Origin of the sequence: Marinobacter zhejiangensis (assembly GCF_900114775.1) — a bacterium.
Taxonomy (GTDB): domain Bacteria; phylum Pseudomonadota; class Gammaproteobacteria; order Pseudomonadales; family Oleiphilaceae; genus Marinobacter; species Marinobacter zhejiangensis.
Genome location: NZ_FOUE01000001.1, coordinates 501659 through 526462, shown reverse-complemented (window position 1 = coordinate 526462; position 24804 = coordinate 501659). Strand labels below are relative to the sequence as shown.

Below are 24804 nucleotides of genomic sequence, written 5' to 3'. Positions count from 1 at the left end.
GTTGGTCGGCGGGGGTGAAATTGACCTGGCTCAAAGGTTTGCACACCTGGCCCATAGGGGAATGCCGAAGCGTCTAGTCAGCGGGGCCGCTGTCCAGGTTTGGCAGGAAGACATCACGCAGAGACAGCGGTTTGCCGTCAGCATCCTGAACCTGTATCTGTTTGATGGGGCGGCCACTGTCGCGGTCTCTCAGATCCAGGGGCGGTCGGTCCGGGGCCGGATTCCACTTATCTCCCCACTGGCGCAGTGCGATCACCACCGGGAACAGGTCGCGGCCCTTGTCGGTCAGCCGATATTCGAAGCGTGAGCCGTGCTCACCGACATCCACCTTGGTCAGCACCTCGTTCTCAACCAACCGGCTGAGGCGGTCACAAAGAATATTCTTGGCAATACCGAGCTGTTGCTGGAAATCCACGTAACGGCGGGTGCCGTACATGGCTTGCAGCACAATCAGCAGCGACCACCAGTCCCCCACTTCATTGAGGGCGCGGGCGACGGAACAACTGGAATCATCAAAACGTTTTCTGGCCATGTCGGTAAGTCTACCTAAAAGGGTTGCAAACTAAAACCAGATTCAATAGGGTTGCATTATGAAACCTAATTGACGGTGCCTGGCCATGCGCCGGGTGATCCAATCCTTGCCACTGTAAAGCGTGGAGATAGTGAACATGACCATGAACCTGGGCCCTTTGTTTGAGCCGTTTGAGTTGAAATCCCTGACCCTGGCCAACCGTGTGGCCATGGCGCCGATGACCCGTAATTTCTCGCCCAACAATGTGCCCGGTGACGATGTGGTGGATTACTATCGCCGTCGTGCCGAGGGCGGTGTGGGTCTGCTGATTACAGAGGGCACCACCGTGAACCATGCCGCTGCCAATGGTTACCCCAACGTGCCGGCATTTCATGGCACCGAGGCGCTGGCGGGCTGGAAGAAAGTGGTGGATGCGGTTCATGAAGCGGGTGGCAAAATTTTCCCCCAGCTGTGGCACGTGGGCGCGGTCCGTAAGGAAGGCGTTGAGCCGGAGCCGAATGTACCGGGATACAGCCCCTCCGGACTGTTTGCGCCAGGTAAACCGAATGGCCGGGCGATGAGCAAGGGCGACATTGATGATGTGGTCAAAGCCTTCGCCGATGCTGCCCAGGATGCCAAAGCCATTGGTTTCGACGGTGTTGAGATTCACGGTGCACACGGCTACCTTATCGACCAGTTCTTCTGGGAAGGCACCAACCAGCGGGAAGACGAGTACGGCGGTTCAATGGCCAATCGTCAGCGTTTCGCCATTGAAATCATTGAGGCCGTGCGTGAGCGCGTAGGGCCGGACTTCCCGATCATGCTGCGCTTCTCCCAGTGGAAACAGCAGGACTACGATGCTCGCCTGGTGGATTCTCCAGAGCAGCTGGAAGCGTTCCTGAAGCCGTTGGCGGAAGCGGGTGTGGATATCTTCCACGCCTCCACCCGGCGCTTCTGGGAACCGGAATTTGAGGGCTCCAACCTCAACTTGGCCGGCTGGACCCAGAAACTGACCGGCATCCCGACCATGTCTGTGGGCAGTGTGGGCCTGACTGATGACTTTATCAGCGGCACTTTTGCCAGCAAGCAGGAGTCGGTGGAGCAGTCCGGCATCGACGAGCTGGTGGAGCGCATGAACAACCGTGAATTTGAACTGATCGCTGTGGGTCGTGCCCTGCTGCAGGACCCGGAATGGTTGGTCAAGGTGAAGGATGGCCGGCTCGACGACGTTAAGCCGTTTGCCCGCAAATCCCTGACCAAGCTGTACTGATCACACGGTCTGACTCCTTCGTAGAGTAGACGCCTCTTGCCCCGCCATTTGGCGGGGCTTTTTTGGGGGATGTTATTAGCCAGCGAGTATAGAGGTGAGTGGCCGATGGCGGGTCTTCCTCTGCTGCCCTCTAAGGTACGTCCATGTACCTGTCGGGCACCGCGGCATCCATGCCGCTGCTACGGAAGACCCGCCATCGGCCACTATCGAGCTCAAGTGATAGGCCTGCAGGTAAAAAACTTAACATTGACAGTCTTTATAAATCCCCGGCATGCTGCGGGTTCGTCAGTTGTTTTCTATCCCGATACTGGAAATCCAATGTTCGCCCCGATCCTTGCCTGTAAGCACGCAAAACGACCGATGGCCCTGGTGGCCAAGTGGCGCCGTGTGGCTGTGGCTGCGGACTGGGGAACTGTGATCTGACGAATTAACCGTATTTCCCCAAAGGCCGCAGCGCTTTCGCCCTGCGGCCTTTTTTGTGCCCGGGGTTGATGGTTGTGGAATCCTCAATGTAGGAGAAGGAGTCTCATGTCCGTTCCGGCAGCTTATCTGACGGTGGTCCTGGTTTGGGCCACTACCCCCATTGGTATCGCATTCAGTGGCGCTACCTTGCACCCCATGCTGGCTGCAGGCCTGCGCATGCTCATCGCGGCGGTGCTGGGTGCGGTACTGGTGAAGCTCCTGCGCATTCCCATGTGCTGGCGCGCCAGGGAACTGAAAAGCCATGGCTGGGCGTTGGTCGGAATTTTTGGTGCACTGGGGCTCAGCTACATGGCCGCACAGCGAGTGCCATCCGGGCTGATTTCGGTGTTCTTTGGCCTGTCGCCCATGCTGTCGGCGATACTGGCGCAATGGCTGCTCGATGAGCCGGCGATGCCTCTGTACAAATGGGCTGCCTGCCTGTTGGCGCTGTTTGGGCTGGCGGTTCTGTTCCTGGACGATGTGCTGTTGACGGCGGATATGCTGGGGGGCTTCGTGATGCTGTTAGTGGCAGTGCTGCTGTTCAGCGTCAGTGCCGTCATGGTGAAGCGGACCGATGCCCAGATGCACCCGCTGGCCCAGACCGTCGGTTCGCTGATCCTCAGTGTGCCGTTGTTTGCGGTGGCCTGGTGGTTGATGGACGGTCAGATGCCGGTCATTGACTGGGCGAGCCCATCGCCCTGGGCGGTGCTGTACCTGGCGTTGTTCGGATCGTTGCTGGGATTCGTCAGCTACTATCACATTCTTCGTTATCTGGCCCCGACCACCGTGGCGCTGATCACCCTGGTGACGCCGGTGTTTGCGTTGTACCTGGGGTTCTGGTTCAACGACGAGGAGCTATCGCCGGCGATGTTGCAGGGCACTGGCCTGATCATGGCGGGGCTGGTGGTGTTCTTTTTTGGAGGACTGTTGCGAAAGCGCCTCCGGGCTACGGCCTGAGCCTGTGATGACGACGCTGTGTCATGGCAGCCGGCTAAGCGGGCTGCCTGACCGCGGCGACCAGGGCGTCGAACTCTTCGTTGCTGAGCTGGTCGAGGGTGGCGCCGCGGAACTGGCGGTTGATGAAGCGTTCGGTCTCCTGCTGGATTGCTTCCCGCTGGTGGGGCTTCTCAATGTAGTCCATGGCTCGGAACAGGATGTAACGGATGGTCATGTGAGAAATTTCCACCACCGTCTGCTCCGTCAGATGGCGGGGTATCAAGCCCCTTTGCATCAGATCCTCAGCCATTTCCCGGGCACTGGCATCCAGCTGGGTTTCCAGGGCCCGGCGTAGCAACGGCGATGATCCGTACAGCTCCCGCACCGCCACTGTAGTGGCGGCCTTGTTCTCGAGAAAATACTGGTAAACGAAGGCAACGGTGGTGTTGGCGGCCTGCTCGGACGACTCCGCCACCAGTCGCAGTTGCCGTACTCCGGCCTTCATTTCTGCAGCGATGTACCCCAGTACCTGTAATCCCAGGTCATCCAGGTTCTCGAAGTGACGATAGAAGGTGTTGGGGTTCAGGCCCGCTTCCCGGGCGAGTTCCCGCAGTTTCAGGGAGGTCAGGCTGCGGGTTTCTGTGGCCAGTTTCAGGGCAGCCTGCACCAGCTTGAGTTTGCCGCCAGTCATGACGTTCATTGGGACACCTTGTTGTCAGTTCGGGTCATTCAGCCATTGATTGCAGTTCCGAAGTATACATCCGTCTACTTCTGGGTGTATACAGTTGTCTACGTGCCGAGTATACGGCTGTATACCGGTCGGGGCTGAGCCTCATCCACCAGAACAAGAGGTCGGCGGAGTTACACAGCCGCCAATGCAGACAACGAGGATGGATTATGAACAAGCGAGTGCAGATTGCCATTGTCGGAACCGGCTTTTCCGGTCTGGGCATGGGTATCAAGTTGAAACAGGCAGGTTATGACAACTTCGTCATTCTGGAGCAGAGTGATGATATTGGTGGGACCTGGCACGAGAACCATTACCCGGGCTGCGCTTGTGACGTTCAGTCGGCACTGTATTCATTTTCGTTCGAGCAGAATCCCAATTGGACGCGGATGTACGCGCCTCAGCCGGAGATCAAGGCGTACCTCAAACACTGTGCTGAAAAGTATGGTCTGACCAGCCACATTCGCCTGAACACCCACGTCGCCGGTGCCCATTTTGACGAGCAGCGTCAGAACTGGACTGTAGAAACCTGCGACAGCCCGTCTCTGTGGCAATACATGCAGAAGAAAGGCCTGAAGCCCGGCGATGCCCTGAACCGCAAGGACAAGGCCCTGCCGGCGTTTGAGACCCTGGAGGCGCAGGTGGTGGTTTCCGGCATGGGCGGCCTGAGTACGCCGTCCTATCCGGAGATCAAGGGTATCGACAGCTTCACCGGCAAGAGCTTCCATTCCCAGGACTGGGACCACGATTACGACTTCAAGGGCAAGCGCGTCGCGGTGATTGGGACCGGTGCCAGCGCCATTCAGTTCGTCCCGGAAGTGGCCAAGGAAGCGGCTCAGCTGGACCTTTACCAGCGCACGCCACCGTGGATCATGCCAAAGCCGGATCGGGAAATCACTGCCCTGGAGCGGTTGGCATTCCGCAAGGTTCCGCAGACACTCAATGCGTTGCGCAACTCCATCTACTGGTACCTGGAAGCCCGTGTACTGGGCTTTGTCGGTAACCCGCGTATCCTGAAAATCGGTGAATTGCAGGCCCGTCGCTATATCCGCAGCCAGATCAAAGACCCAGAACTGCGCCGCAAGGTCACCCCGGATTTCCATTTCGGCTGCAAACGGGTGTTGATCTCCAACAACTATTATCCAGCCCTGGCCCAGGATAACGTTGATGTCCTTACCGGCGGTATCCGCGAAGTTCGTGGCAACGTGGTGGTCGATAACAACGGCGTCGAGCGGGAAGTGGATTGCATCATTTATGGCACCGGTTTCAAGGCGCAGGATCCGGTGCCCGGCGGCATGATCTTCGGTCGCGATGGGCAGGACCTGCTGGCGGCATGGCAGGGTGGCGCGGAGGCTTACAAAGGCACCACCATTGCGGGCTTCCCTAACCTGTTCATGCTGATGGGGCCGAACACCGGGCTTGGCCACAGCTCCATGGTGTACATGATCGAGTCGCAGATTCAGTACGTCCTTGACGCACTCAAGCAGATGGAGCACAAGGGCTGGCAGAGCGTGGAGGTCAAGGCCGAAGCCCAGGGCCGGTACAATGCGTCATTGCAGTCCAAGCTGGGCGATTCGGTGTGGCAGACCGGCTGCCAGAGCTGGTATGTCAATGAGAATGGCAAGAACACTACCCTGTGGCCGGGTTTTACCTGGCAGTTCCGTCAGCAGACCCGGCGTTTCGATGCCGGCCAGTACCAGTGCCGACCGGTTGCGGCTGTTGCCGAAGTCCCGGACGCGGTTACAGCACCCGCCTGATCAGCGGGTAGCGGTCACGGCGATGCAGACAAATGCCGGGGAATCCCCGGCATTTGTGGTTTTTGGCAGGGCGGAATGACGGCTTGGCAGCCGGTTGGGAGGGTGTTTATGATGCAGACATTATTGCTGCTGCCCCGGGGTTACCGATGTCCTTTGACACCACCGAACACAATCGTCACCGCCACTGTTTCGACGGTGTTTCGTCGGTGTGGCTGTTTGGCTATGGATCGCTGATCTACAAAGTGGATTTCCCGTTCCTGGAACAGTGCCCTGCGATGATTGAGGGCTGGGCCCGGCGGTTCTGGCAGGGCTCCCATGATCACCGTGGGACTCCGGACTCACCGGGCCGGGTGGTGACCCTGATCGAGCAACCGGGTGCCTGCTGCAAAGGCATGGCTTACCGGGTGGCACCGGATGTCTTCGAACACCTCGACGTGCGGGAGAAGAACGGCTACCTGCGCTTCACTACGACGATGACGTTCAATGATGGCCGCCAGGCCGAAGGGCTGGTGTATATCGCGGATGCGCACAATGCGGCGTTTCTGGGCCCGGCCGACGAGGCCGATATCGCTCGCCAAATTGCCGTTTCCCAAGGCCCCAGTGGCCGTAATGATGAGTATCTGCTGAAGCTGGCAGAGGCCCTTCGCCAGCTTGGGGATGACGACCCTCACGTTTTTGCCATCGAAGGCTACCTTCGATAGCTACCTTCGCTAGCTCATATCTGCTTTTTCGCACCTCGGGCGCCAGCCAGTATAGACACCGGTAACGGCTAATCCACCAGGCCGGATGTCGCGCGGAAGCCGGACGGCGTGACGCCATAACGCTTGCGGAAGGCACGGCTGAACTGGCTGTGGTCATTGAACCCGCAGGCCAGTGCCACGGCGGTAATCTTGCTGGTCGGCTGTCGTAGCAGCTGCCGTGCCCGTATCAACCGCTGCTCAAGCACATACTGGTAGGGCGCGCAGCCAAAGCTGGCACGGAACAGGCGGGCAAAGTGATAGGGGCTGAGGTTGACCCAGCTGGCCATGTCCGCGAGGGTCAGGGGCTGATCCAGCTCGGCATCAATGCGTTCCTGCAGCAATCGCTGGTAGCGTTGGGAGAGCTGGCCGGTCAGCTCCGGTGTGGCTTTCTGCACAGTGGAGTGGCGGCTGACGATCTGCAGCAGCAGCCACTGGGCAAGATGGTCCATGGCCATGGTTTGTCCGGCCGCCTGCCAGTCACTCAGACTCAGCAACTGCCCAGCCTGAGCCAGTAGCGGGTCGTTGCCGTGGTAGAGCTCACTAAGCCGGACCCGGTCTGGCTCGCAATCCCAGGTTTCAGCCGCGCAACGGGCGATGTCGCGGTCGCTGAAGTACAGGTGGAAAAATTCAAATGGCCCGTCGATCAGCCAGGTAGACTGGCTGCCAGCCGGAAACAGGCAGGCTGCTCCGGGGAAGCCATGGCTTACCGCCTGCCCATCGACCACCCTGGCGGCCTTGTCGCCCCGCTGGGTGTAAATACTCAAGGCATGGTGATTTGGTTTTTCGTAGTGGATCAGGCCCTTGCGGTTCTGCCAGTGAGCAAGCGTCCGGCCCTGGCCCAGTTCCAACACGCGCTTGGGGGCAACACCGGCAGCTTGCAGGGTTTCTGCAATGTCGTGGCGTTGTGGCGTGGTCTGGGCAGTGCCCAATTGGCTGGCGGGGGTATCGGTGTTCATAGGGGGCCTCCGCAAGAATCATCCACCCTTACGCAGGATCTGACAAGCCCCGCGCTTGATCCCGCGCTAGGGTAGACGTTTCGATAGCTCCGAGCGTTGGGAGAGGATTGTCATGCCCGTTGCACTTCATTATGGAACCACTGTGCTGATCTGGGGGCTGACCTGGACAGCGATCCGCTTGCAGGTGGAAAGTGCGGCGGTGGATCTGGCCGTGTTCTATCGGTTTGTCATGGCCGCTGTGGTGGCGCTGGGTGTTTTGGCGTTGCTGCGCCGACTGCCCCGGCTGAGCCTTCGCCAGCATGGCTGGCTGGTGCTGCAGGGGTTGACCCTGTACAGCATTAATTTCCTGCTGATCTACCGGGCTGCGGAGTCCATGACCAGTGGCCTGCTGGCGGTGGTGTTCTCTCTGGCGGCGCTGTTCAATGCCTTCAATGGCTGGCTGTGGTTGCGGCAACGGCCCACGGCCCGACTGTACCCGGCGGTGGCGCTGGGGGTGACCGGTGTGGCTTTGCTGTTCTGGCATGACCTGAGCCTGGGCAATGCGACCCTGGCGTCCATCCTGTTTGCCGCGGCGGGTACTTTCTGGTTTTCCATGGGCAACCTCATCAGCATCAAGGTACGGCAGGCCGATGTCCCACTGGTGGTAGCCAACGCCTGGGCCATGGTGTACGGCGCGGTGGTTCTTGGCGTCTGGTGCCTGATCCAGGGCGTTCGCTGGACGCTGCCGGATAGCACCACGTTTTGGGGGGCGACCCTGTTCCTGGCGATACCCGGGTCCATCATTGCGTTCTATTGCTACATCACCGTGATCCAGCGGTTGGGCGCGGACCGGGCGGGCTATGCCACGGTGCTGTTTCCTGTCGTGGCGCTGTCGGTATCGACCTGGCTGGAGGGCTTTGACTGGACAGCCACAGCGGTGGCGGGGGCAGGTCTTGCCCTGCTGGGCAACCTGGTGTTGTTCGGGCGCTGGCCGGCCCGTTGGGCCCGCAAGGTAGAGGCATAGGTTAAGGTGCGTACGGACAGCGGGTCCGGCTCGGAGTAGCATCGCGTTTTAGCATTTGAGATGGCCCAATCCGACCCATGTTATCCGAGTTTCTCTCCACCTACCTGAGCAGTTCCGTCCGCTTTGTTTTCCTGCTGGCGCCGTTCTTTGTGGTCACCATGTTCCTGGCGTTGACCCGGGGCCAGCCCGCTGCCGAAAAGCATTCGATCATCCGCCGGGCCAGCTTTTCAGCGCTGGTGCTGGGATTGGTGCTGTTCTTTGCCGGTCCAGTGCTGTTCGAGGCCATTGGCATCACTCTGAACTCGTTCCGGATTGGTGCCGGTTCGTTGCTGTTCCTGACCGCCATCAGCCTGGTCAACAGCGGTACCCGTAACCATGCCACCGGGCTGCCCCAGGAAGACCGGGACGACATCGCCGTGGTTCCCATGGCGATTCCGGTGATGATTGGCCCGGCTACCATCGGGGCCATCCTGGTGTACGGTGCGGAGCTGAAGACGGTTCCGGAAATGGCCGGTGGCGTACTGGGCCTGGTGACGGGTTTGTTGTTCCTGGCGGTATTGCTGTTTCTGTCCGGTTATCTGGAGCGGGTGCTGGGCAAGACCGGGCTGAACATCCTGTCGAAGGTCAGCGGGTTGATCCTCTCCGCCATGGCGGCGGAAATTGTGCTGACCGGCATTACCGGGTTTATCAAGGCATCAGGCCTGGCCTGATGCCTCGCAGCCTGCGCTCTCAGGGCGCTTGCCATCATTCGCTAACACGGCGGGCTTGAGCGGCGACTTCTGCCGCTGTTGCAGGCCAATCAAAATCAGCGGCACCACGATCATGGCGGTGCCAACGAAGAACCACAGGTCCGGGGCTTCGCCGAAGAACATCCAACCGATAACCACTGCCCAGACCAGCCCGGTGTATTCGGCGCTGGTGACCTGGTTGGCCTCCACCTGGCGATAGGCCAGCAACACGGTGATGTTGTAACCGAGGATAAACAGCGAAGAGCCGAGTGCACTGGCCAGGATAGCCGGGTCTAGTGGTGCCCCTTCCACCACCATCAGGATGGCGCTCGCGGGCAGAATCATCACATAGGTCAAGGCCAGTTTATGCACCGTTGATTGCCGCTTGGGCAGTTTCCGCACCATGACGGCATTGATGGCCAGGGCTGCCGCCGAGCCCAAGGCGGCAACCGCCCCCCAGTTGAAATCAGCGGGTCTAAGAATCACCAGGATTCCGGCAAAGCCACTGACCACGGCCAGCACACTCAACGGCCTCAGCCGCTCGCCAAACACCAGCACAGACAGCACCATGACCATGATCGGGGCCGCGTAGAATATGGCGTTGGCGGTGGCCAACGGCAGTGCGCCGAGGGCAATCACCATGCAGAACATGCCGCCAAGATGAACGTGGGCACGAATAAAGTGAACCTTGCCGCCCTGAAACAGCCGACGTGGATTGACCTGTTTCCAGAGAGGCAGCAACAGCAGCAGGGTGATCAGGCAGCGCAGGAACGCAAATTGAAACACTGGTGCGCCCGGCTCCAGCAGTTTGACGAAGACATCGGAGACCAGTGCCAGGGCATTGCCGATGACCAGGAGAAGAATGGCGCTGCTGACGGTTTTGCCGGACATGGTTTAGCTCCCTTCGCGGGCGGTGACTGGGAGGCAAGTGTAGGTCTTGGCTGCTATCGTATAAAATGATGTTTCGTTGGTATCTATTAGAAAATTAGATATGAAGTTGCCTCCACTGAAGTCATTGCCGGTGTTCGAAGCCGTCGCCCGTCTCAACAGTTTTTCGCTCGCGGCCGAGGAGCTGGCGGTGACCCAGAGTGCGGTCAGCCACCAGATCAAGCAGCTGGAAAGTTACCTCGGGGAGCAGTTGTTTCTGCGTACCGGGCGCAGCCTGTCGCTGACGGACGAAGGCCGCCAGTACCTGGAAGCGGTGACCACGGCGCTGATCCAGATTGAGCGTGCCAGTGAGCAGTTGTTGGGGGAGGAAACCTCCAGGCTTCGGCTGGCCTGTTTCAGCTCCTTTGCCGTGCGCTGGCTGGTGCCGCGCTTGCCGGAGTTGCAACGCAGTCATCCGCAACTGGATCTGTCGCTGGAGATGACCACCGAGAACCCGGTGCTCTCGGACCGGGTCGCCGATGCGTTTATCTGTATCAACCGTCCACACCAGGCCTTCAGCTACGAACTGCTGTACCAGGAGCGGATGTTTCCAGTGTGCAGCACCGAATATTGGGAGCGGATCTGCCGGGAGCTGAACCTGGACCGCCAGGAAGGCGACGATCGGATCAACCTGGAGCCGGCCCAGCTGGCCCGCTTCCCCCTGTTATCCACCTACAGTATCTACGACCGCGCCGTGGGTGACTGGAATCACTGGTTTTCCGCCGCCGGACAGGTACTGCCAAAGGACGCCCGGGTTCAGCACTTCAGCCATATGCTGCTGGCGCTGGAAGCCGCTCGTTACCACCAGGGCATTGTCCTGACCAATGACTATATGATCGGCAATCGTGGCGATGCCGACGAGTTTGTACGGTTACCCTGCCTCCCCCTGGCCACCGGCTACCAGTTCTATTTCGCCTGGAAGACCTCCCGCCGGCGCGAGCGGGGCATCCAGTTGCTGCGACGTTGGCTGGTGCAGGAGGCGATTGCGGATGGGCTGCGCGGGGACGCCGACCCGGGGTAAGCGGTTAGCGGCTTACCGTTGCGGGCTGGGAGCGAATCAGCAACAACAACGGGATTGTCGCCAGGGTGATCCAGGCCATCAGTCGAAAGTCGTTCAGGTAGGCGATGGTCGCGGCCTGTTGGGTCAGGGCGTTGTTTAGCATGGCTAAGCCGCTGTCAGTGTTCAGAATTTCCGGGTGTGCCTGGGTCAGGGCCTGGAACGCCGGCCGGAAAGGGGTCAGTGACTCGCCCAGGACCGCGTGGTTGGTTTGGGTAAGGCGGGCGACCAGCGTCACCATGATGGAGATCCCGATCGAGCTTCCAATGTTGCGCACCAGACTGAACAGGGCGGTCCCCTCATTACGGTAGCGGGCAGCGAGGGTGGCGAAGGTGACGGTGCTCAGGGGGACAAAGGTAAAACCGAGGCCAAAACCCTGGATCATCCCGCTGATGATCAGCGTTGTTTCGCTGACATCTGTGGTGAACGCTGCCATCTGGTAGAGGCTGAACGTCGTCGTCAGCAGGCCGATGAGGATCAGCAGGCGCGGGTCAAACCGGTTGACCAGTCGTCCGATGATCACCATCCCGATCATGCTGCCCAGCCCCCGGGGCGCGAGCACCAATCCCGTGGTCACCACCGGGTACCCCATCAGGCCCTGGAGGAAGGGCGGCAGCAAGGCTGCGGTGGCCAGCAGGATAATGCCAACTACGAACATCAGCACCAGCCCTAGGGAGAAATTGCGGTCGCGGAACAGCTCCGGCTCCATGAAGGGGGTGCGGGTGGTCGTGATGTGTACCAGGAACATGGTAAAGGCTGTCGCGGCCAGAACCGCTTCCACCAGGATTTCCCAAGAGGCAAACCAGTCAAGGCTTTGGCCACGGTCGAGCATCAGTTGCAGGGCACCGATGGCAATGGCCAACAGGGCGAACCCCGCCAGATCGAAGCGTCGCTGTTCTTTCTCTGTTTCCGGCACAAAGGTGAGAATTCCCAGCAGGGAAATAATGCCGAACGGCAGGTTGATCAGGAAGACCCAGCGCCAATTGATGTACTCGGTCAGGTAGCCGCCCAGGGTAGGGCCAAGAATCGGGCCTACCATCACCCCCACACCCCAGATTGCCATTGCCGAGCCGTGCTTTTCTTTGGGGTAGGTGTCCAGCAGTACTGCTTGGGACAACGGCACCAGACCAGCCCCAAAAATGCCCTGGAGGACGCGGTACAGGACGATTTCCGTCAGGCTGGTGGCGATGCCACACAGGACCGAGGCCAGGGTGAACCCAACGATCGAGATGATGAACAGACGTTTGCGTCCGATCAGCCCTGCGAGGAATCCTGTCAGGGGGATGGTGATGGCAGCCGCCACGATGTAGGACGTGAGTACCCAGGAAATCTGCTCTTCGGTGGCTGCCATGCTGCCTTGCATATGGGGCAGGGCCACGTTGGCAATGGTGGTGTCCAGCGCCTGCATGATGGTGGCGAGCATGATCGAGACCGTGATCATGCCGCGGGTGCGGGGATCGAGACCGCTATACGGGGCCTCGTTAGCGGTCATTCGCCCTGGCCTTCATTGGCCTCAGCGGTACTGGCCAGGCTGCGGACCCAGGCGATGGGGCTGCCGGTGTCGGTGTCCGGGTAGCCGGTATCGACCTCTACATGGACACTCATGCCCGAACGCAGGGGCAGGTTGTCAGGAAACTGGTCCAGCCGGATACGTACCGGAATGCGCTGGACCACCTTGACCCAGTTCCCGGTGGCATTCTGGGCGGGCAGGATGGCGAACTCGGCGCCGGTAGCGTAGGCCAGACTGTCGACGGTGCCGACTAGCGGCTGGTCCGGGTAGGCGTCAACGTCAACGTTCACGCGCTGGCCAGAGCGAACCCGTGTCAGTTCGGTTTCCTTGAAATTGGCTTCGATCCAGAGCTCCTCCGTGCCGATCAGGCTGATCAGCGCAACGCCGGGGCTGGCGTAAGTGCCCGGTTCCGGAACCTTGGCTACAACCCCGCCAAAGGGGGCTTTGAGTTGCGTGCGTTCGAGATCCAGCTGGGCGGAGCGCAGGTTGGTCAAGGCACTCTGGTAATCCGGATGCTGCGCCAGCGGCAGGTTCGGGTTGCCACCAAGGGTGGCGGCGATCTGTTCCAGCTCCCGCGTGATGGTGACTTTCTGGCGCTCTGACGTCGCCAGCTGGTGGCGCAGTGCGTCCAGCTCCGAGCGTGAAGTCAGGTCTCGGGCCGCCAGGGCCTGCTGGCGGTTCAACTCGCGGCGGGCGAATTCGACGTTTTCATCAGCGAGCGCCAGCTCCCCCTGTTTGGAGGCGTAGCTCGCCTTCAGCGTCTGGATGGCGAATTCCGCTTGGCGAAGCCGCGCCTCGGCCTGGCTAACGGCAATTTCAAAAGGCTCGGTGTCGATGCCCAGCAGGACGTCGCCAGCCTTCACCGACTGATTTTCCCGGACCAGTACGGTGCCAATCCGCCCGGACACTTCGGCGGTCAGGTTCACCATTGGCGCCTGGAGATAGGCGTTCTCAGTGCTGACGTAGCGGCCACCAAACACCAGGTATAGGGCAAAGGCGAGGGCAACGACCAGAGGAATGCTGACCAGCAGGATTGGGCCGGTTTTGCGTTTTTTGGCGGTGAGGGGGGCCGGGGTACTCTGCTCTGAAGGCATCGGGGACTCCGTAATCTTCGCGTGCTTGTCGTTCGTTATCATTGTGATTTTGGACAGCGGGGACACCGCTTGCGCAATAGTTTATTAGGAAAATCACGAATAGTTAACTAATTAAATATCTGGTCGTTGTTCAATCTGGGATTCACGAAACCTTACGATTTTCCTAACAACCGTAAATGCTGCCGCGAACACCACTGTGCTAGCGTTAACCAGACAACAACAATGGATGGACGTGCTATGAAGACGGTAGTATCAACCGCACTGATTGTCCTGGCCTTGGCGACAGGTTCGCTACCGGCTACGGCGGGCAATAGCCATCGCGATCATCATTACGACCACTACGACCACTACGACCACTACGACAACCGCGGCTTGAACCTGCCACCGGGGCTGGCGCGACAAGGGGCTCGTGGTGAGCCGCTGCCGCCGGGATGGCAGCGTCGCCTGAACATGAACCGTGGCGACTATCTACCGGAGGAGCTGTATCGGTACGGCCGGAGCTATGATATCGACGATCGTCGTGAGCGGGTGGAAATTGAAGGTCGCGCGTACTACATCCTGCGTGGTACCCGGGAAATCATTGACATCCTGGACCACTGACAGACCGCGCGGGCTGAACTCTACGCCAGCCCGCTTGCCTGGTCCGCTGAGGAGACTCTAGTCCTCTTCCTTGGGCGGGCGCTCCACCACTTGCCGTTTGCCCTTGGCACAACGGGCGAGTTTCTTGATGCCTTCCGCATCAAACGCATCCACCCGGATCACATCGTAAAGCGCTTCCAGCGCCTCCAGTAATTGCCCACACTCTTCGTCCTTGATGATCTGCTGCTCGCAGGCCCAGTCCACCAACTCCTGACGCTGATGGCCCATCAACAGGGCAATGGCATCGAGTTCGTCCTCGTTGCGGCTGCGGATGGCCGTGTGCAGGCGCTCACGCATGTCGTGGGTTTTGTTGGCCAGACGGTAGGCATTCAAGACCCGACCCAATGGGTCGTCAGGGCTGTCGTTGACGTAGCAACCGCGGCTTATGCGGTGGCGTACCGGGGTGTCGCGGACAATGGTTTCTGCCACCCGGGTGCCGAGGCGGTCATCGGGGCCATTGAGGCCGGTGGCGCCCAGGGGGAAGACCAGCAACCGCAGCGGCCAGCGCAGGGCGGCTACGGGGAAGTTGATGATCAGCTCGCGCATTTGCTGCTGCAGGTTGTTCAGACAGGTTTTAAGTCCCCATTCCACCAAGGGGCGTTGGTCCGGTGGGTAGCCCTCTTCATGCCACTGCTTGATCACCGCCGACGCGTAGTAGAGCTGCACCAGACAGTCGGCCATACGCCCGGATAAGCGCTGCCGTGCTTTCAGGCCACCGCCGACACTGAGCAGGGTGACGTCGGTCATCAGTGCGAAGGCCGCCGAGAAGCGGGACAGTTGCTGGTAGCACGGGCGAATGTCACCCAACCGTGGCGCGGATTCCAGCCGCCCAAAGGTCAGCCCGCCGATGAACGCTCGCAGGGCATTGCGAGCGGTGTGGGCCAGGTGACGGTAGAACACGCCATCGAAGCGGTCGGTGGCCGCGCGCTTGTCTTCCATACCGGCGGCTTCAATTTCCTCGACAATGAACGGGTGACAGCGGATGGCCCCCTGGCCGAAGATCATCAGGCTGCGGGTCAGGATGTTGGCGCCTTCCACTGTGATGCCGATGGGCACCGCCTGGTAGGCCCGGGCCAGGAAATTACGGGGGCCTGTGATGACGCCACGACCGGCCACCACGTCCATGGCATGGTTGATGACTTCCCGCATCAGGTCGGTGTTGCGGTATTTCAGCACCGCGGATGGCACCGAGGGGCGTACGCCGCGGTCGAGCATACCGGCGGTCAGCAGACGGGCGGCATCCATCATGTAGGTGTAGCCGGCGATGGGCTCAAGGGCCTCCTGCACACCCTCGAACTGGCTGATGGAGCGACCAAACTGTTCCCTGACCAGCGCATAGGAACCGGTGGCCAGACTCGCCACCTTACCGGCGCCGGTGCCCAGTGCCGGCAGCGAAATGGAGCGGCCGATGGACAGGCATTCCAGCAGCATGGTCCAGCCTTTGCCGAGCATGTCCTGGCCTCCAATGATCTGGTCCATGGGAATGAAGACGTCGGTACCCCAGGTGGGACCGTTCATGAAGACGGTATTCATCGGCAGGTGGCGGGCGCCGGCGTTGACCCCGTCCAGGTCACGGGGAATTAGTACACAGGTAACACCGATGTCGTCGTCACCGCCCAGCAGGCGGTCCGGGTCGTAGACCTTGATGGCGAGCCCGATCAGGGTCGCCACCGGGGCCAGGGTGATGTAGCGCTTGTTCCAGGTGACTTTCAGTCCCAGAACCTCTTCGCCGTTCCAGTCGCCTTTGCAGACGATGCCCTTGTCGGGAATGGCGCCCGCGTCAGAGCCTGCCACCGGTGAGGTCAGGGCAAAACAGGGGATCTCCTTGCCGGAGGCAAGCCGCGGTAGGTAGTGGTTCTTCTGCTCGTCGGTCCCGTATTCCATCAACAGTTCGCCGGGACCCAGGGAGTTGGGCACCATCACGGTGACGGCCCCGGAGACACTGCGGGTGGAGATCTTCATGACGATCTCGGAATGGGCCGTATGGGAAAACCCTTTGCCTCCCATCTCCCGGGAAATCATCAGGCCAAAAAAGCCGTTGTCGCGGATGAACTTCCACACCGGTGCTGGCAGGTCGTAGTGCTCGTGGGTAATGGCCCAGTCATCAAGCATCCCACAGAGCTCCTCCACCGGGCCGTCGATGAAGGCTTGTTCCTCAATGCTCAGGTGGCCAGGGGTGGCGTCCAGCAATCGTTGCCAGTCCGGCTGACCGGAAAACAGTTCACCGTCCCAGTCCACGGTGCCGGATTTGAGAGCCTCGGCTTCGGTATCAGAGAGCCTGGGTAACCGGCTTCGTACCCAGCACAACAGTGGACCGCTGAAGCGTTGTTTGCGCAGGTCTCCACCCAAGAGCAGGATCAGGCTCACCGCGAGCAGGGCGCCCGAAACGATCAGGCTCAGCAAGTGCCAATGGTCATAGAACAGCCCGACCACGGTAGCCAGGCACAACACAATGGCGGCGGTGGTGCCGCCAATGCCCAGGTAGATCAACACCAGTATGCTGGCGAGTAACAGCAATACACTCATCGGCAACCTCCAAAATCCTTCTCGATGTACGACAACTTTTGACCATGCCTGCTCACGGTGACAGCATTGTGATGACGGCTGGCCATAACAAAAACAGTCCGGAGCCTAAGGAGTGACACCGGACTGAAAGGGCCTGATTGAAGGCATTACCGAGTCGGGATGTTGCCCTTCTCGTCGGAAATCACGATCTCCACCCGCCGGTTTTGCTGGCGGCCGCTGGAAGTGTCGTTGGTGGCCTTGGGGTAATTTTCGCCGTAGCCCATGGTGTCGATGCGACTGCGCACAATGCCATTGCCGGCCAGTGCATCACGAACGGAGTTGGCGCGGTCTTCCGAGAGCTTTTGGTTGAAGCCTGCATCACCGGTGCTGTCGGTATACCCCTCGATCAATACCCGGCGTTCCGGGTACTGCCCCATGAAGTCAGCGAGCCGGGTAATGGTCCGCTCCGCAGCAGGCTTAAGGTCGGCTTTGCCCACATCGAACAGGACATCGCCGAGGGTAAGCACCATGCCGCGTTCGGTTTGTTCTGCCTGCATCGCGGCCATCTGCTGCCTCAGGGCTTCGGCTTCCGCTGTGCGGCTGGCCAGCTCAAGCTGGTTGCGCCGTTCCTCTGCTTGGGCGACCTGGGCTTCCAGCTCCGAGCGCATGCCCTGTTGCTGGGCAATCTCGGCGTGACGCAGGGCCAGGTAAGCGGATTGTTCGACTTCGCTCATGTCCGCATCGTCGGCCAGCAGGTTCCTGGCGTCCTCCAGATTCTTGCTGGCACTGCGGAGCTGGGTGGCACCGCTGCGGGCGACGGCCGGGTCGTTGCGGATTTGGTCGTACAGCGCTTGGGCCTGGTCGTAGGTGGCGTTCTGCGGGGGCGCGCTGGCACAGCCAGTCAGTAGCACCACGGTGCCCATCGCAACGCAGGCGATAAGAGTGCGAATCTTCATGATGTGTCCTCCTGAAGCCGGCCTATTGGGCGGAACTTTCCATCTGCATGCGCAGCTGTTCGATGTTTTTGTTGATTTCCTCGACGGCCTGGCGGGCCTTGGCGGTTTCCGAACGGGCCGCTGCAAGCTGGGCATCGACTTCGGCCTGCTTCAGCAAAGCACGGGCCTGATCATTTTCTTCCCGGTCGATCAGCTCACGGGCATCGGCGATCTTGTTCTGGGCTTCGTTCAACAAGACGGGTTCGTATTGACGGGCAAGGGACGCTTCGGCCTGTTCCACCGCGGAAGACGCGGACATCAGTTCGGAATCCGGGCGTGGTCCCTGACTTGCGCATCCCGCAAGCATGGCAGCCAGACCCAGGGCGCAAGCGGCGTGCCACTGGCAGCGATAGGCTCTCATGTAGTTGCTCCTTGTGTTGGTTACGGAACCGTGACCACCACTCGCCGACAACACTGTGTCTACATCGACAACCACTGCAACCGGCATGCCTGTACCGGTTAGGATGTTCAGAACCGGCGGACTGAACAGGAAGACAGGTAATGTTTACTATAGCAGGCCAGAAGAAAAGATCAGGCCGAGGGTAACAGGCATCACCACCAGGCTGCCCAGGTTACCGATCAGGACCAGCGACGCGACCCGGTGAGGCTCCTGGCGGTACTGTTCCGCCACCATATAGTTCAGTACGGCGGGGGGGAGGGCAGCGAATACCCACAATGCCGCCAGTTGCAGCCCGGGCAGGTCCATCAGGCCCACCAGCGGCCAGGCCAGCAGCAGGCCACTGGCGGGGCAGGCAATGGCGCCGAGCAGTCCCAGTTTCCAGTCGGAGAAATCCACGTCCAGCATTCGCACACCGAGGGTGAACAGCATCAGCGGGATGCAGACACCGCCCAGCATGTTCAGGGATTCCAGCAGCCAGGACGGCAGGGCCACGCCACCGAGATTCAGGGTCAAACCGGCAATGCTGGCCACCACCACCGGGATTTTCAGTAAACGCCGCAGCGGTTCGTGTGGGTTGAGCATGTGCAGGCCGACGGTAAAGTGCAGCATCATCTCGACAATAAACAGCACCACCGCGGCCGGCAGCGCCGCTTCGCCAAAGGCCAGTACCATCACCGGAATGCCCATGTTGCCGGAGTTGTTGAACATCATCGGGGGTAGGAAGGTTTTGGGGTTGATCTTGAAAAACCGCGCCAGCGGCCACAACAGCAGCCCCGAACCCAACACGACGATGGTGCCGGCCAGAGCCAGCCAGGCGTAGTCCTGCAATGGCGCCTTCTGGTCGGCCAGCACTGCAAACACCAGCATGGGGACAAACAGTTCCATGTTCAGGGCGTTGATGCCCTGGATATCCGGGCTGCGGTAACGGCCATAGAGGGCGCCGCAGGAGGCGATCAGGAACACTGGCAACAGGGTGGCAAGAATCTGCGTCAGCATGGCAGGCTGGGTCCTTTTGGGTAAGGCTCTAGTGAACCCTGAATAGTAACGATAATCCAGAGCTTGTTCCGGGCTACCGGGAGTGGTGACACAGTGGAATTGTGATCATCCGCGCCGCAGCCGTCATTGCGACCTAAGGCGCAGGTGCCAGTGTGCTAAGGTTCGGGAGAGCTGACAGGCTGGACTAACAGGGAGAACCATCAGGTGGCTGTGAATTTTGACCAGGTGATTGAGCGAGAACGAACCGGTGCCGTTAAATACGACGCCAGAGAGGCTGTGTTCGGTACCGAAGAGGTGATTCCGTTGTGGGTGGCGGACATGGACTTTCCAGCACCGGAGGCGGTAACCCAGGCGCTGGTGGAGCGAGCCCGGCACCCGGTGTACGGCTATACCCTGTTCCGCGACAGCCTCTACGAATCAGTCATCGACTGGTTCCGGGAACGCCATGGCTGGTCCATTGAGCGCGACTGGCTGATGATGGTGCCGGGTGTGGTGCCGTCGTTGCATGCGGCGGCGTTGGCCTTTGCTGGCGAAGGCGAGGGCATCATTATCCAGCCGCCGGTCTACCCGCCGTTCTACAGTGCCATTCGAAAGACCGGCCGGCGGGTGGTGGAAAACCCGCTGCAGCTGAGAGGCGGGGGCTATGAGATGGATCTTGAGCACCTGGAGCGTTGTGCCGCCGACGGCGCCAAAGTTCTGTTCCTGTGCTCGCCCCACAATCCGGTTGGCCGGGTCTGGCGCCGTGACGAGCTGGAAGCGGTGCTGGGGATTTGTCGCCGCCATGGTTTGATTGTGCTGGCGGACGAAATCCATGCCGATCTGGTCTACCCGGACCGCCATTCCCACACCGTGCTTGCGTCTCTGACCGAGGCGCACGACAACCTGATTACCGCGGTGGCTCCGAGCAAAACCTTTAACGTGCCGGGGATGGGGCTGTCGGTTTTGGTGGCGTCAAACCCCGCGCACCGGGAAGCATTGATGGCCCCGTTCGATCGTTTGCACCTGTTGCCCTGTAACCCTTTCAGTGCGGCAGCGCTGGAAGCGGGCTATCGCCAGGGTGGGCCCTGGCTGGACCAGTTGCTTGCCTACCTGACCGGCAACCGGGATTTCGTGTGTGACTATCTGGCCAGACACCTGCCACAACTCTCAGTGACCCAGGCAGAAGGCACCTACCTGCTGTGGATCGACTGCCGTGCGCTGGGCATGAGCGACGTCGAGCTCAAGCGCTTCTTTGTTCAGCAAGCGAGGGTTGGGCTAAGCCCGGGAGCTTCCTTCGGCTCAGGGGGCTCGGGCTTTATGCGGCTGAATCTGGGGACCTCGAGGGCGGTGCTGAAGCAGGCGCTTGATCAACTCAATGAAGCGGTCGCTCATCGGTTGGGATAGTTTATAAGCTGAATTAATTGTTCACCGTAATGTGTCGATAAACTTTCCATGTAGCCATATTTAGATAATGATTTTGTTTTTTTTGTTATTGATATTAAATAAAAATAATAGGTTTGGATTGATTTGTGCTTAATCGGTGCCAAGCCACACACAATGGAGTGGCTGACTTTACGAAGGGCTTTCAAGGAGAAACCTATTATGAAGCAGCTTGCTTCTGCAGCTTTGTTGACGGCAGCCGTCCTGGCGCCGTCCCTGGCCAGCGCAACCATGATTTCCGGATCCTACGATGTTGATCTGAACGAGAATGACCCCGGTCTGGTGGTGAACAGCCAGGATCTGGCCGCCAACCCGTTCAGCTTTGACCTCAATGAAGGTGAGAGTGTTACCTTTGATTTGTTCAAGATCTGGACAGACGAATCAGCGGTGAACGGCGACGACGAGACCGCTCAGCCGATCTCCGTCTTGTTTGACCTCACCTTGCCAGAGGCGATCACCGGCAGTGTCAACGGCGAAACCGTTGGCGATACCTGGGGACTGGGTGGCTTCTATCAGGAAGGTCAGCTGACTTGGAATGGCCCCCTCAACCTCGTGTTCGGCGACAACAACGATGGTTTGATCACCATCGAGCTGTCCGACGAGACCTTCAACGAAGGTTACTGGTGGGGCCTGTATGAAGGGCTCTGCAACGGTGCCAAAGTTGAGGCGACCATTACCCTGGTGAGAGAGGCGACCGCCTCAGTACCCGAGCCGGCCACCCTGGCGCTGATGGGTATGGGCTTGCTGGGCCTGGGTGCTCGCGCACGTCGCAAGCGCCAAGCCGCGTAAGCTGCTTCATCGATCGTCATTGATGCCCGCTGGGGAGCCGATCGGCCCCCAGCGGTTTAATCCTCCACCTGTTCGTCTTCTTCCACCGGCATATCGGTGACGGCACCGATGTGGTACGCCGCAAACCCGGCCATCACTACCTGGTCGACAGCCATACCGATCACCCGACCATTGGCCGGCGCTTCAATCGGATGGCGGGCGTTGGTGATGGGGTCGCTAACGTATCCCAGCACCTCACCAGTGCTGACCCGATCGCCCAGTTCCACCTCACTGAACAGAATGCCGCCGTGCTCGGCACGAATCCAGAACGAGTTGTAGTAGATCGGCTCCGGTTCACCCCAGACAAACATCCGTGAAATCATGCCCTGCTTTTCCATCAGGCTGTTAAGGCTGTTCACCCCGGCCTTGATCTGATGCTCCTGGATACGAAGGGACTCGCCCGCCTCCAGAGTGACGGCGGTGATGCCAGCATTGACCGCGGCGGTGCGGAGCATGCCTTCGGTGCCGGTGCTGTGGACCACGGCCATGCGGTCAAAACCGCGGGTAAAGGCGGCCACTTCCGGCCGGTTCATGTTCGCCCGGAGTTGGGGCAGGTTGGTACGGCGTTGGGAACCGGTATGGATGTCCACCAGCATGTCACAGTGCCGGATCACCTTGTGGAACAGGGAATGGGCGATGCGGTCTGCCAGGCTGCCATACAGGTTGCCGGGAAAATGCCGGTTGAGGTCACGGCGGTCCGGCAGGTAGCGGCTGCCGCGCTCGAAACCGGGGAGGTTGACGATGGGAATGCCGATCACCCGCCCCGCTAATTCCTCCGGGTCCAGGGCGTAAACCGTACGCCGGACGATTTCGATGCCATTGAGTTCATCGCCATGAATGGCGCCGGTCAGGCACAGGGTGGGGCCAGGTTTGGCACCGTTAATCACCAGCACCGGTGTGGGGCTCGACAGCCCCGCCATCTGGATACCGGGAGCCCAGGCCAGGCGGGTCGCGGTGCCGGGCAGCACTTCTGAATTAAGCAGCATCAGGCTGGTTGCCACTGGCTCGGGTTCCGCCACTTCAGGTTCGGCAAGCTCCGCCGGCGTGGTTTCCGTTGGATCAGCGCTGTTATCCAGGGCCACACCCGTAGTGGTTTCGGGTTCCGGTTCAGCGCCGGTAGCCGGGAGCGGCTCGTTGTCCTCGGGTGATGAGGGCTCGGGCGGCAGCTCCGGTGCGGGCGCCACGTCTTTCAGGTCGATGTTTGGTGCGACCTGGGTGGCACGCTCCTCTGGCTCAGGGGCCGTCTCGGATGACAGTGGTTGCGCCGGGGTGGTGGCGATATTCTCTTCCGGCGGCGCGTCATGCCGCGGTTCGGAGGTCACGATATCGGTAACGTTCTCGTCGTCCGCAATGTCCTCTACACCGTCGCTTTCGTCCGGCTCCTGGCTCCAGACCGGAGAGACTGCCAGGGGGCCGAGGGCCAGGGCTGCCAGGGTTGCCGTCAGCCAGTTGCGACAGGTTCGGTGGGGGGTAGGCATAGGACCTCGCTTGCGCCGTTGATCAGTTGGGGAGGCAAGGATAATGTGCCCGGAGCTTGCGGGGTACGGTTGTGACGAAGGTTTAATGCCCCGTTCAGCTTGCCCGGCCTAGCGGCCGTCGCCCGACGACCATAACCAGTGTTGTCCATCCTGCCGGGCTTTGCCATCGGTGCGGAGTTTTTCCAGGTGTGCCAGCAGGGATCGGGTGGCCAGGGGGTGCAAAGCCGCTGGCACGTCGTCGTAGGCAAACGGGGTCAGCTCTTTTGCACTGGCTGGCCCTTGCTGTGTCAGCGCACGTACGACCTTGTGCTCCCGCGCCAGTCGATGAGTGGTGAGGTAGTCCACCACCTGATGGGGGTTGGTCATCAGGAACCCATGGCCAGGGGCAATGTAATGAATGTCCTCCAGCAACAGCGCCTGCAGTGACTTCAGGTAAGCGCTCATGTCGCCATCGGGTGGATTAATGACTACCGTAGAACCCTGCATGATGTGATCGCCGGAGAACAGGATCTGCTCTCCGCCGAGCAGGAAACACAAATGGTTGGATGCGTGCCCGGGGGTATGCAGAACCCTGAGGTCACCGGCCGCCGTGGCAATCACCGAACCGTGCTCAGGTGCCAGGTCGGGAACAAAGCTGTGGTCCTGGCTTGCGTCCGTTGGTGCCGGCAGGCCGACCAGCGTTGCCCCGGTTCGTTGTTTAAGGGCCATCGCCGCAGGGGAATGGTCCCGGTGGGTGTGGGTGACCAGGATCTGGCGGATCTGCCCATCGGTCAGTTGCAGCAGTTGTTCCAGGTGGGCCTCGTCCGCCGGACCGGGGTCGATGATGGTGTAGTCCCCGGGCTGGCCGAGCACATAGCTGTTGGTACCGGGGCCGGTCATCAGCCCGGCGTTGTTGGCGGTCAGGCGAATCAGTCCTGGTGCCAGGGTGACCGGCTGGGTGGCGACGATTTCGGCCAGCGCCTGGCCATCCTGACCGGGGTCCAGTTTGACCACCTCACCATAAGCCGGACTGCCGGACTCCAACACAATTGCCTTGCCGCCCTTACGCGCCGGCCAGGGTGCGGTGGGCACAACTGGTGGCGGATTGGCGTGGGCGTAAGCCAGCGCGGCTTCGCTGCTGGCAAAGTCCCTGAGCTGGCGCAGGGTTCGTAAGGTGGGCGGCCCGATCAGGCGGCGGCCATTTTGGTGGTCGTCCAGCGCTTGCTGGGGTGTCAGCCAGACGTGGTCGATGGTTTCGTTGCCATCGTGGCTGGCCTGTTGGCCATCGGGTGCAGTGGCAATGAAAAAGCGGGTGTCGAAACGGCGGGGCGCACCTTCCGGGGTGATCCAGTGGCTGAGGTAACCCAACCGGTCCAGCGGCAGGGTGAGGCCATGCTGACGGCACAACTGGTCCAGGGTCAGGGTACCTTGGTCCAGCGCCTGGCGCTGATTGGCAAGGGTGGCCAGTAAGGACGCCGATACCGGTTTTCCGTCCTGTGTGGCCAGTAACAGCCCGGCTTCCTCAAAGCATTCGCGAATAGCGGCGATCATGTAGTCGGCGCCCCCTTCATCCAGGCTCATGGTCTGGCTGACGGCTTGGTCGTCTGTGCCTTGCAGATGATCAAGGCAGGCACGGTCGCCCGCGTCCACGGCCCCACCCGGAAAGACGTAGAAGCCGGGCATGAAGGCGGCCTTCCAGGTCCGCTGCAGCAGCAGGACTTCCAGGCCATTGGTGGAGTTTCGGGTGAGAGCGATGGTGGCAGCAGGGCGAATCTTCATGGCGTCGAATCAGGGCTGTTTATTGTTAGTAAGCAACCTTTCTACCACAGTTGCCCCGGGAAAGCGCCGTTTTCGGGTGATGGTTCAACCAAGGTCGGGGTATCATGG

General features: G+C 60.4%; 21 protein-coding genes and 1 pseudogene. 10 read left to right on the top strand and 12 right to left on the bottom strand.

Annotated features, from left to right (window positions below; genetic code table 11):
- Positions 1 to 73: 73 nt before the first annotated feature.
- Complete coding sequence (locus BMZ67_RS02330) at positions 74 to 532, bottom strand: winged helix-turn-helix transcriptional regulator (RefSeq protein ID WP_092020296.1); 459 nt, start codon at positions 530 to 532, stop codon at positions 74 to 76.
- A 136-nt stretch (positions 533 to 668) separates the two neighbouring features.
- On the opposite strand from BMZ67_RS02330, the gene BMZ67_RS02325 reads away from it, so the two are divergent.
- Positions 669 to 1781 (top strand): NADH:flavin oxidoreductase, encoded by a 1113-nt coding sequence (locus tag BMZ67_RS02325; RefSeq protein WP_092020295.1) that lies wholly within the window; start codon positions 669 to 671, stop codon positions 1779 to 1781.
- Between the two features lie 528 nt (positions 1782 to 2309).
- Positions 2310 to 3200 carry a DMT family transporter gene (locus BMZ67_RS02320; protein WP_092020294.1) on the top strand — a complete coding sequence of 297 codons (891 nt, stop codon included), beginning with the start codon at positions 2310 to 2312 and terminating at the stop codon, positions 3198 to 3200.
- A 34-nt stretch (positions 3201 to 3234) separates the two neighbouring features.
- On the opposite strand, the gene BMZ67_RS02315 is transcribed toward BMZ67_RS02320, so the two are convergent.
- The gene (locus BMZ67_RS02315) at positions 3235 to 3879 is read right to left on the bottom strand and encodes a TetR family transcriptional regulator (protein ID WP_092020293.1); all 645 of its coding nucleotides are present in this window, start codon (positions 3877 to 3879) and stop codon (positions 3235 to 3237) included.
- A gap of 197 nt (positions 3880 to 4076) precedes the next feature.
- Between BMZ67_RS02315 and BMZ67_RS02310 the strand changes: the two genes are divergently transcribed.
- Together BMZ67_RS02310 and BMZ67_RS02305 are read left to right on the top strand one after the other, a co-directional pair.
- Positions 4077 to 5663, top strand: coding sequence for a flavin-containing monooxygenase (locus tag BMZ67_RS02310; RefSeq protein WP_092020292.1), 1587 nt, complete (start codon positions 4077 to 4079; stop codon positions 5661 to 5663).
- A gap of 146 nt (positions 5664 to 5809) precedes the next feature.
- Positions 5810 to 6364 carry a gamma-glutamylcyclotransferase gene (locus tag BMZ67_RS02305; protein ID WP_092020899.1) on the top strand — a complete coding sequence of 185 codons (555 nt, stop codon included), beginning with the start codon at positions 5810 to 5812 and terminating at the stop codon, positions 6362 to 6364.
- Positions 6365 to 6432: 68 nt separating this feature from the next.
- Here BMZ67_RS02305 and BMZ67_RS02300 read toward each other — a convergent pair whose 3' ends face one another.
- Positions 6433 to 7359 carry a helix-turn-helix domain-containing protein gene (locus BMZ67_RS02300; RefSeq protein WP_092020291.1) on the bottom strand — a complete coding sequence of 309 codons (927 nt, stop codon included), beginning with the start codon at positions 7357 to 7359 and terminating at the stop codon, positions 6433 to 6435.
- A gap of 112 nt (positions 7360 to 7471) precedes the next feature.
- Here BMZ67_RS02300 and BMZ67_RS02295 point away from each other — a divergent pair, with 112 nt between their 5' ends.
- Positions 7472 to 8362 (top strand): DMT family transporter, encoded by an 891-nt coding sequence (locus BMZ67_RS02295; protein ID WP_092020290.1) that lies wholly within the window; start codon positions 7472 to 7474, stop codon positions 8360 to 8362.
- Positions 8363 to 8439: 77 nt separating this feature from the next.
- Entirely contained in the window at positions 8440 to 9072 is a 633-nt protein-coding gene (locus BMZ67_RS02290; RefSeq protein ID WP_092020289.1) for a MarC family protein, read from the top strand.
- Here BMZ67_RS02290 and BMZ67_RS02285 read toward each other — a convergent pair.
- Positions 9058 to 9981, bottom strand: a complete 924-nt coding sequence (locus tag BMZ67_RS02285) for a DMT family transporter (RefSeq protein ID WP_092020288.1) — start codon at positions 9979 to 9981, stop codon at positions 9058 to 9060. The two genes, BMZ67_RS02290 and BMZ67_RS02285, sit on opposite strands and share 15 nt — an antisense overlap.
- Positions 9982 to 10081: 100 nt before the next feature.
- On the opposite strand from BMZ67_RS02285, the gene BMZ67_RS02280 reads away from it, so the two are divergent.
- Positions 10082 to 11038: a LysR substrate-binding domain-containing protein gene (locus BMZ67_RS02280; protein ID WP_092020287.1), complete on the top strand. Its 957-nt coding sequence runs from the start codon at positions 10082 to 10084 to the stop codon at positions 11036 to 11038.
- Between the two features lie 4 nt (positions 11039 to 11042).
- On the opposite strand, the gene BMZ67_RS02275 is transcribed toward BMZ67_RS02280, so the two are convergent.
- Together BMZ67_RS02275 and BMZ67_RS02270 are read right to left on the bottom strand one after the other, a co-directional pair.
- Positions 11043 to 12566 carry a DHA2 family efflux MFS transporter permease subunit gene (locus BMZ67_RS02275; RefSeq protein ID WP_245749843.1) on the bottom strand — a complete coding sequence of 508 codons (1524 nt, stop codon included), beginning with the start codon at positions 12564 to 12566 and terminating at the stop codon, positions 11043 to 11045.
- The gene (locus BMZ67_RS02270; RefSeq protein WP_175481814.1) at positions 12563 to 13678 is read right to left on the bottom strand and encodes an HlyD family secretion protein; all 1116 of its coding nucleotides are present in this window, start codon (positions 13676 to 13678) and stop codon (positions 12563 to 12565) included. The genes BMZ67_RS02275 and BMZ67_RS02270 overlap by 4 nt, the downstream gene beginning before the upstream one ends.
- 237 nt (positions 13679 to 13915) lie before the next feature.
- On the opposite strand from BMZ67_RS02270, the gene BMZ67_RS02265 reads away from it, so the two are divergent.
- The gene (locus BMZ67_RS02265; RefSeq protein ID WP_092020285.1) at positions 13916 to 14278 is read left to right on the top strand and encodes a hypothetical protein; all 363 of its coding nucleotides are present in this window, start codon (positions 13916 to 13918) and stop codon (positions 14276 to 14278) included.
- Positions 14279 to 14335: 57 nt separating this feature from the next.
- Here BMZ67_RS02265 and BMZ67_RS02260 read toward each other — a convergent pair whose 3' ends face one another.
- From BMZ67_RS02260 to BMZ67_RS02245, 4 genes are all read right to left on the bottom strand, one after another.
- Positions 14336 to 16843, bottom strand: a complete 2508-nt coding sequence (locus BMZ67_RS02260) for an acyl-CoA dehydrogenase (protein ID WP_092020284.1) — start codon at positions 16841 to 16843, stop codon at positions 14336 to 14338.
- A gap of 146 nt (positions 16844 to 16989) precedes the next feature.
- Positions 16990 to 17778 carry an OmpA family protein gene (locus BMZ67_RS02255; RefSeq protein WP_092020283.1) on the bottom strand — a complete coding sequence of 263 codons (789 nt, stop codon included), beginning with the start codon at positions 17776 to 17778 and terminating at the stop codon, positions 16990 to 16992.
- A 22-nt stretch (positions 17779 to 17800) separates the two neighbouring features.
- Complete coding sequence (locus tag BMZ67_RS02250; protein WP_092020282.1) at positions 17801 to 18178, bottom strand: DUF4398 domain-containing protein; 378 nt, start codon at positions 18176 to 18178, stop codon at positions 17801 to 17803.
- Between the two features lie 147 nt (positions 18179 to 18325).
- The gene (locus tag BMZ67_RS02245) at positions 18326 to 19213 is read right to left on the bottom strand and encodes an AEC family transporter (protein ID WP_092020281.1); all 888 of its coding nucleotides are present in this window, start codon (positions 19211 to 19213) and stop codon (positions 18326 to 18328) included.
- Between the two features lie 204 nt (positions 19214 to 19417).
- Here BMZ67_RS02245 and BMZ67_RS02240 point away from each other — a divergent pair, with 204 nt between their 5' ends.
- Both BMZ67_RS02240 and BMZ67_RS18805 read left to right on the top strand, forming a co-directional pair.
- Entirely contained in the window at positions 19418 to 20596 is a 1179-nt protein-coding gene (locus BMZ67_RS02240; RefSeq protein WP_092020280.1) for a MalY/PatB family protein, read from the top strand.
- Between the two features lie 732 nt (positions 20597 to 21328).
- Positions 21329 to 21421, top strand: a pseudogene (locus BMZ67_RS18805) (PEP-CTERM sorting domain-containing protein); the annotation flags it as partial.
- Between the two features lie 56 nt (positions 21422 to 21477).
- Here the strand turns inward: BMZ67_RS18805 and BMZ67_RS02230 are convergent.
- On the bottom strand, positions 21478 to 22938 hold the full coding sequence (locus tag BMZ67_RS02230; protein ID WP_092020278.1) for a succinylglutamate desuccinylase/aspartoacylase family protein: 1461 nt from the start codon (positions 22936 to 22938) through the stop codon (positions 21478 to 21480).
- A 108-nt stretch (positions 22939 to 23046) separates the two neighbouring features.
- On the bottom strand, positions 23047 to 24696 hold the full coding sequence (locus BMZ67_RS02225) for an MBL fold metallo-hydrolase (RefSeq protein WP_092020277.1): 1650 nt from the start codon (positions 24694 to 24696) through the stop codon (positions 23047 to 23049).
- Positions 24697 to 24804 lie beyond the last annotated feature (108 nt).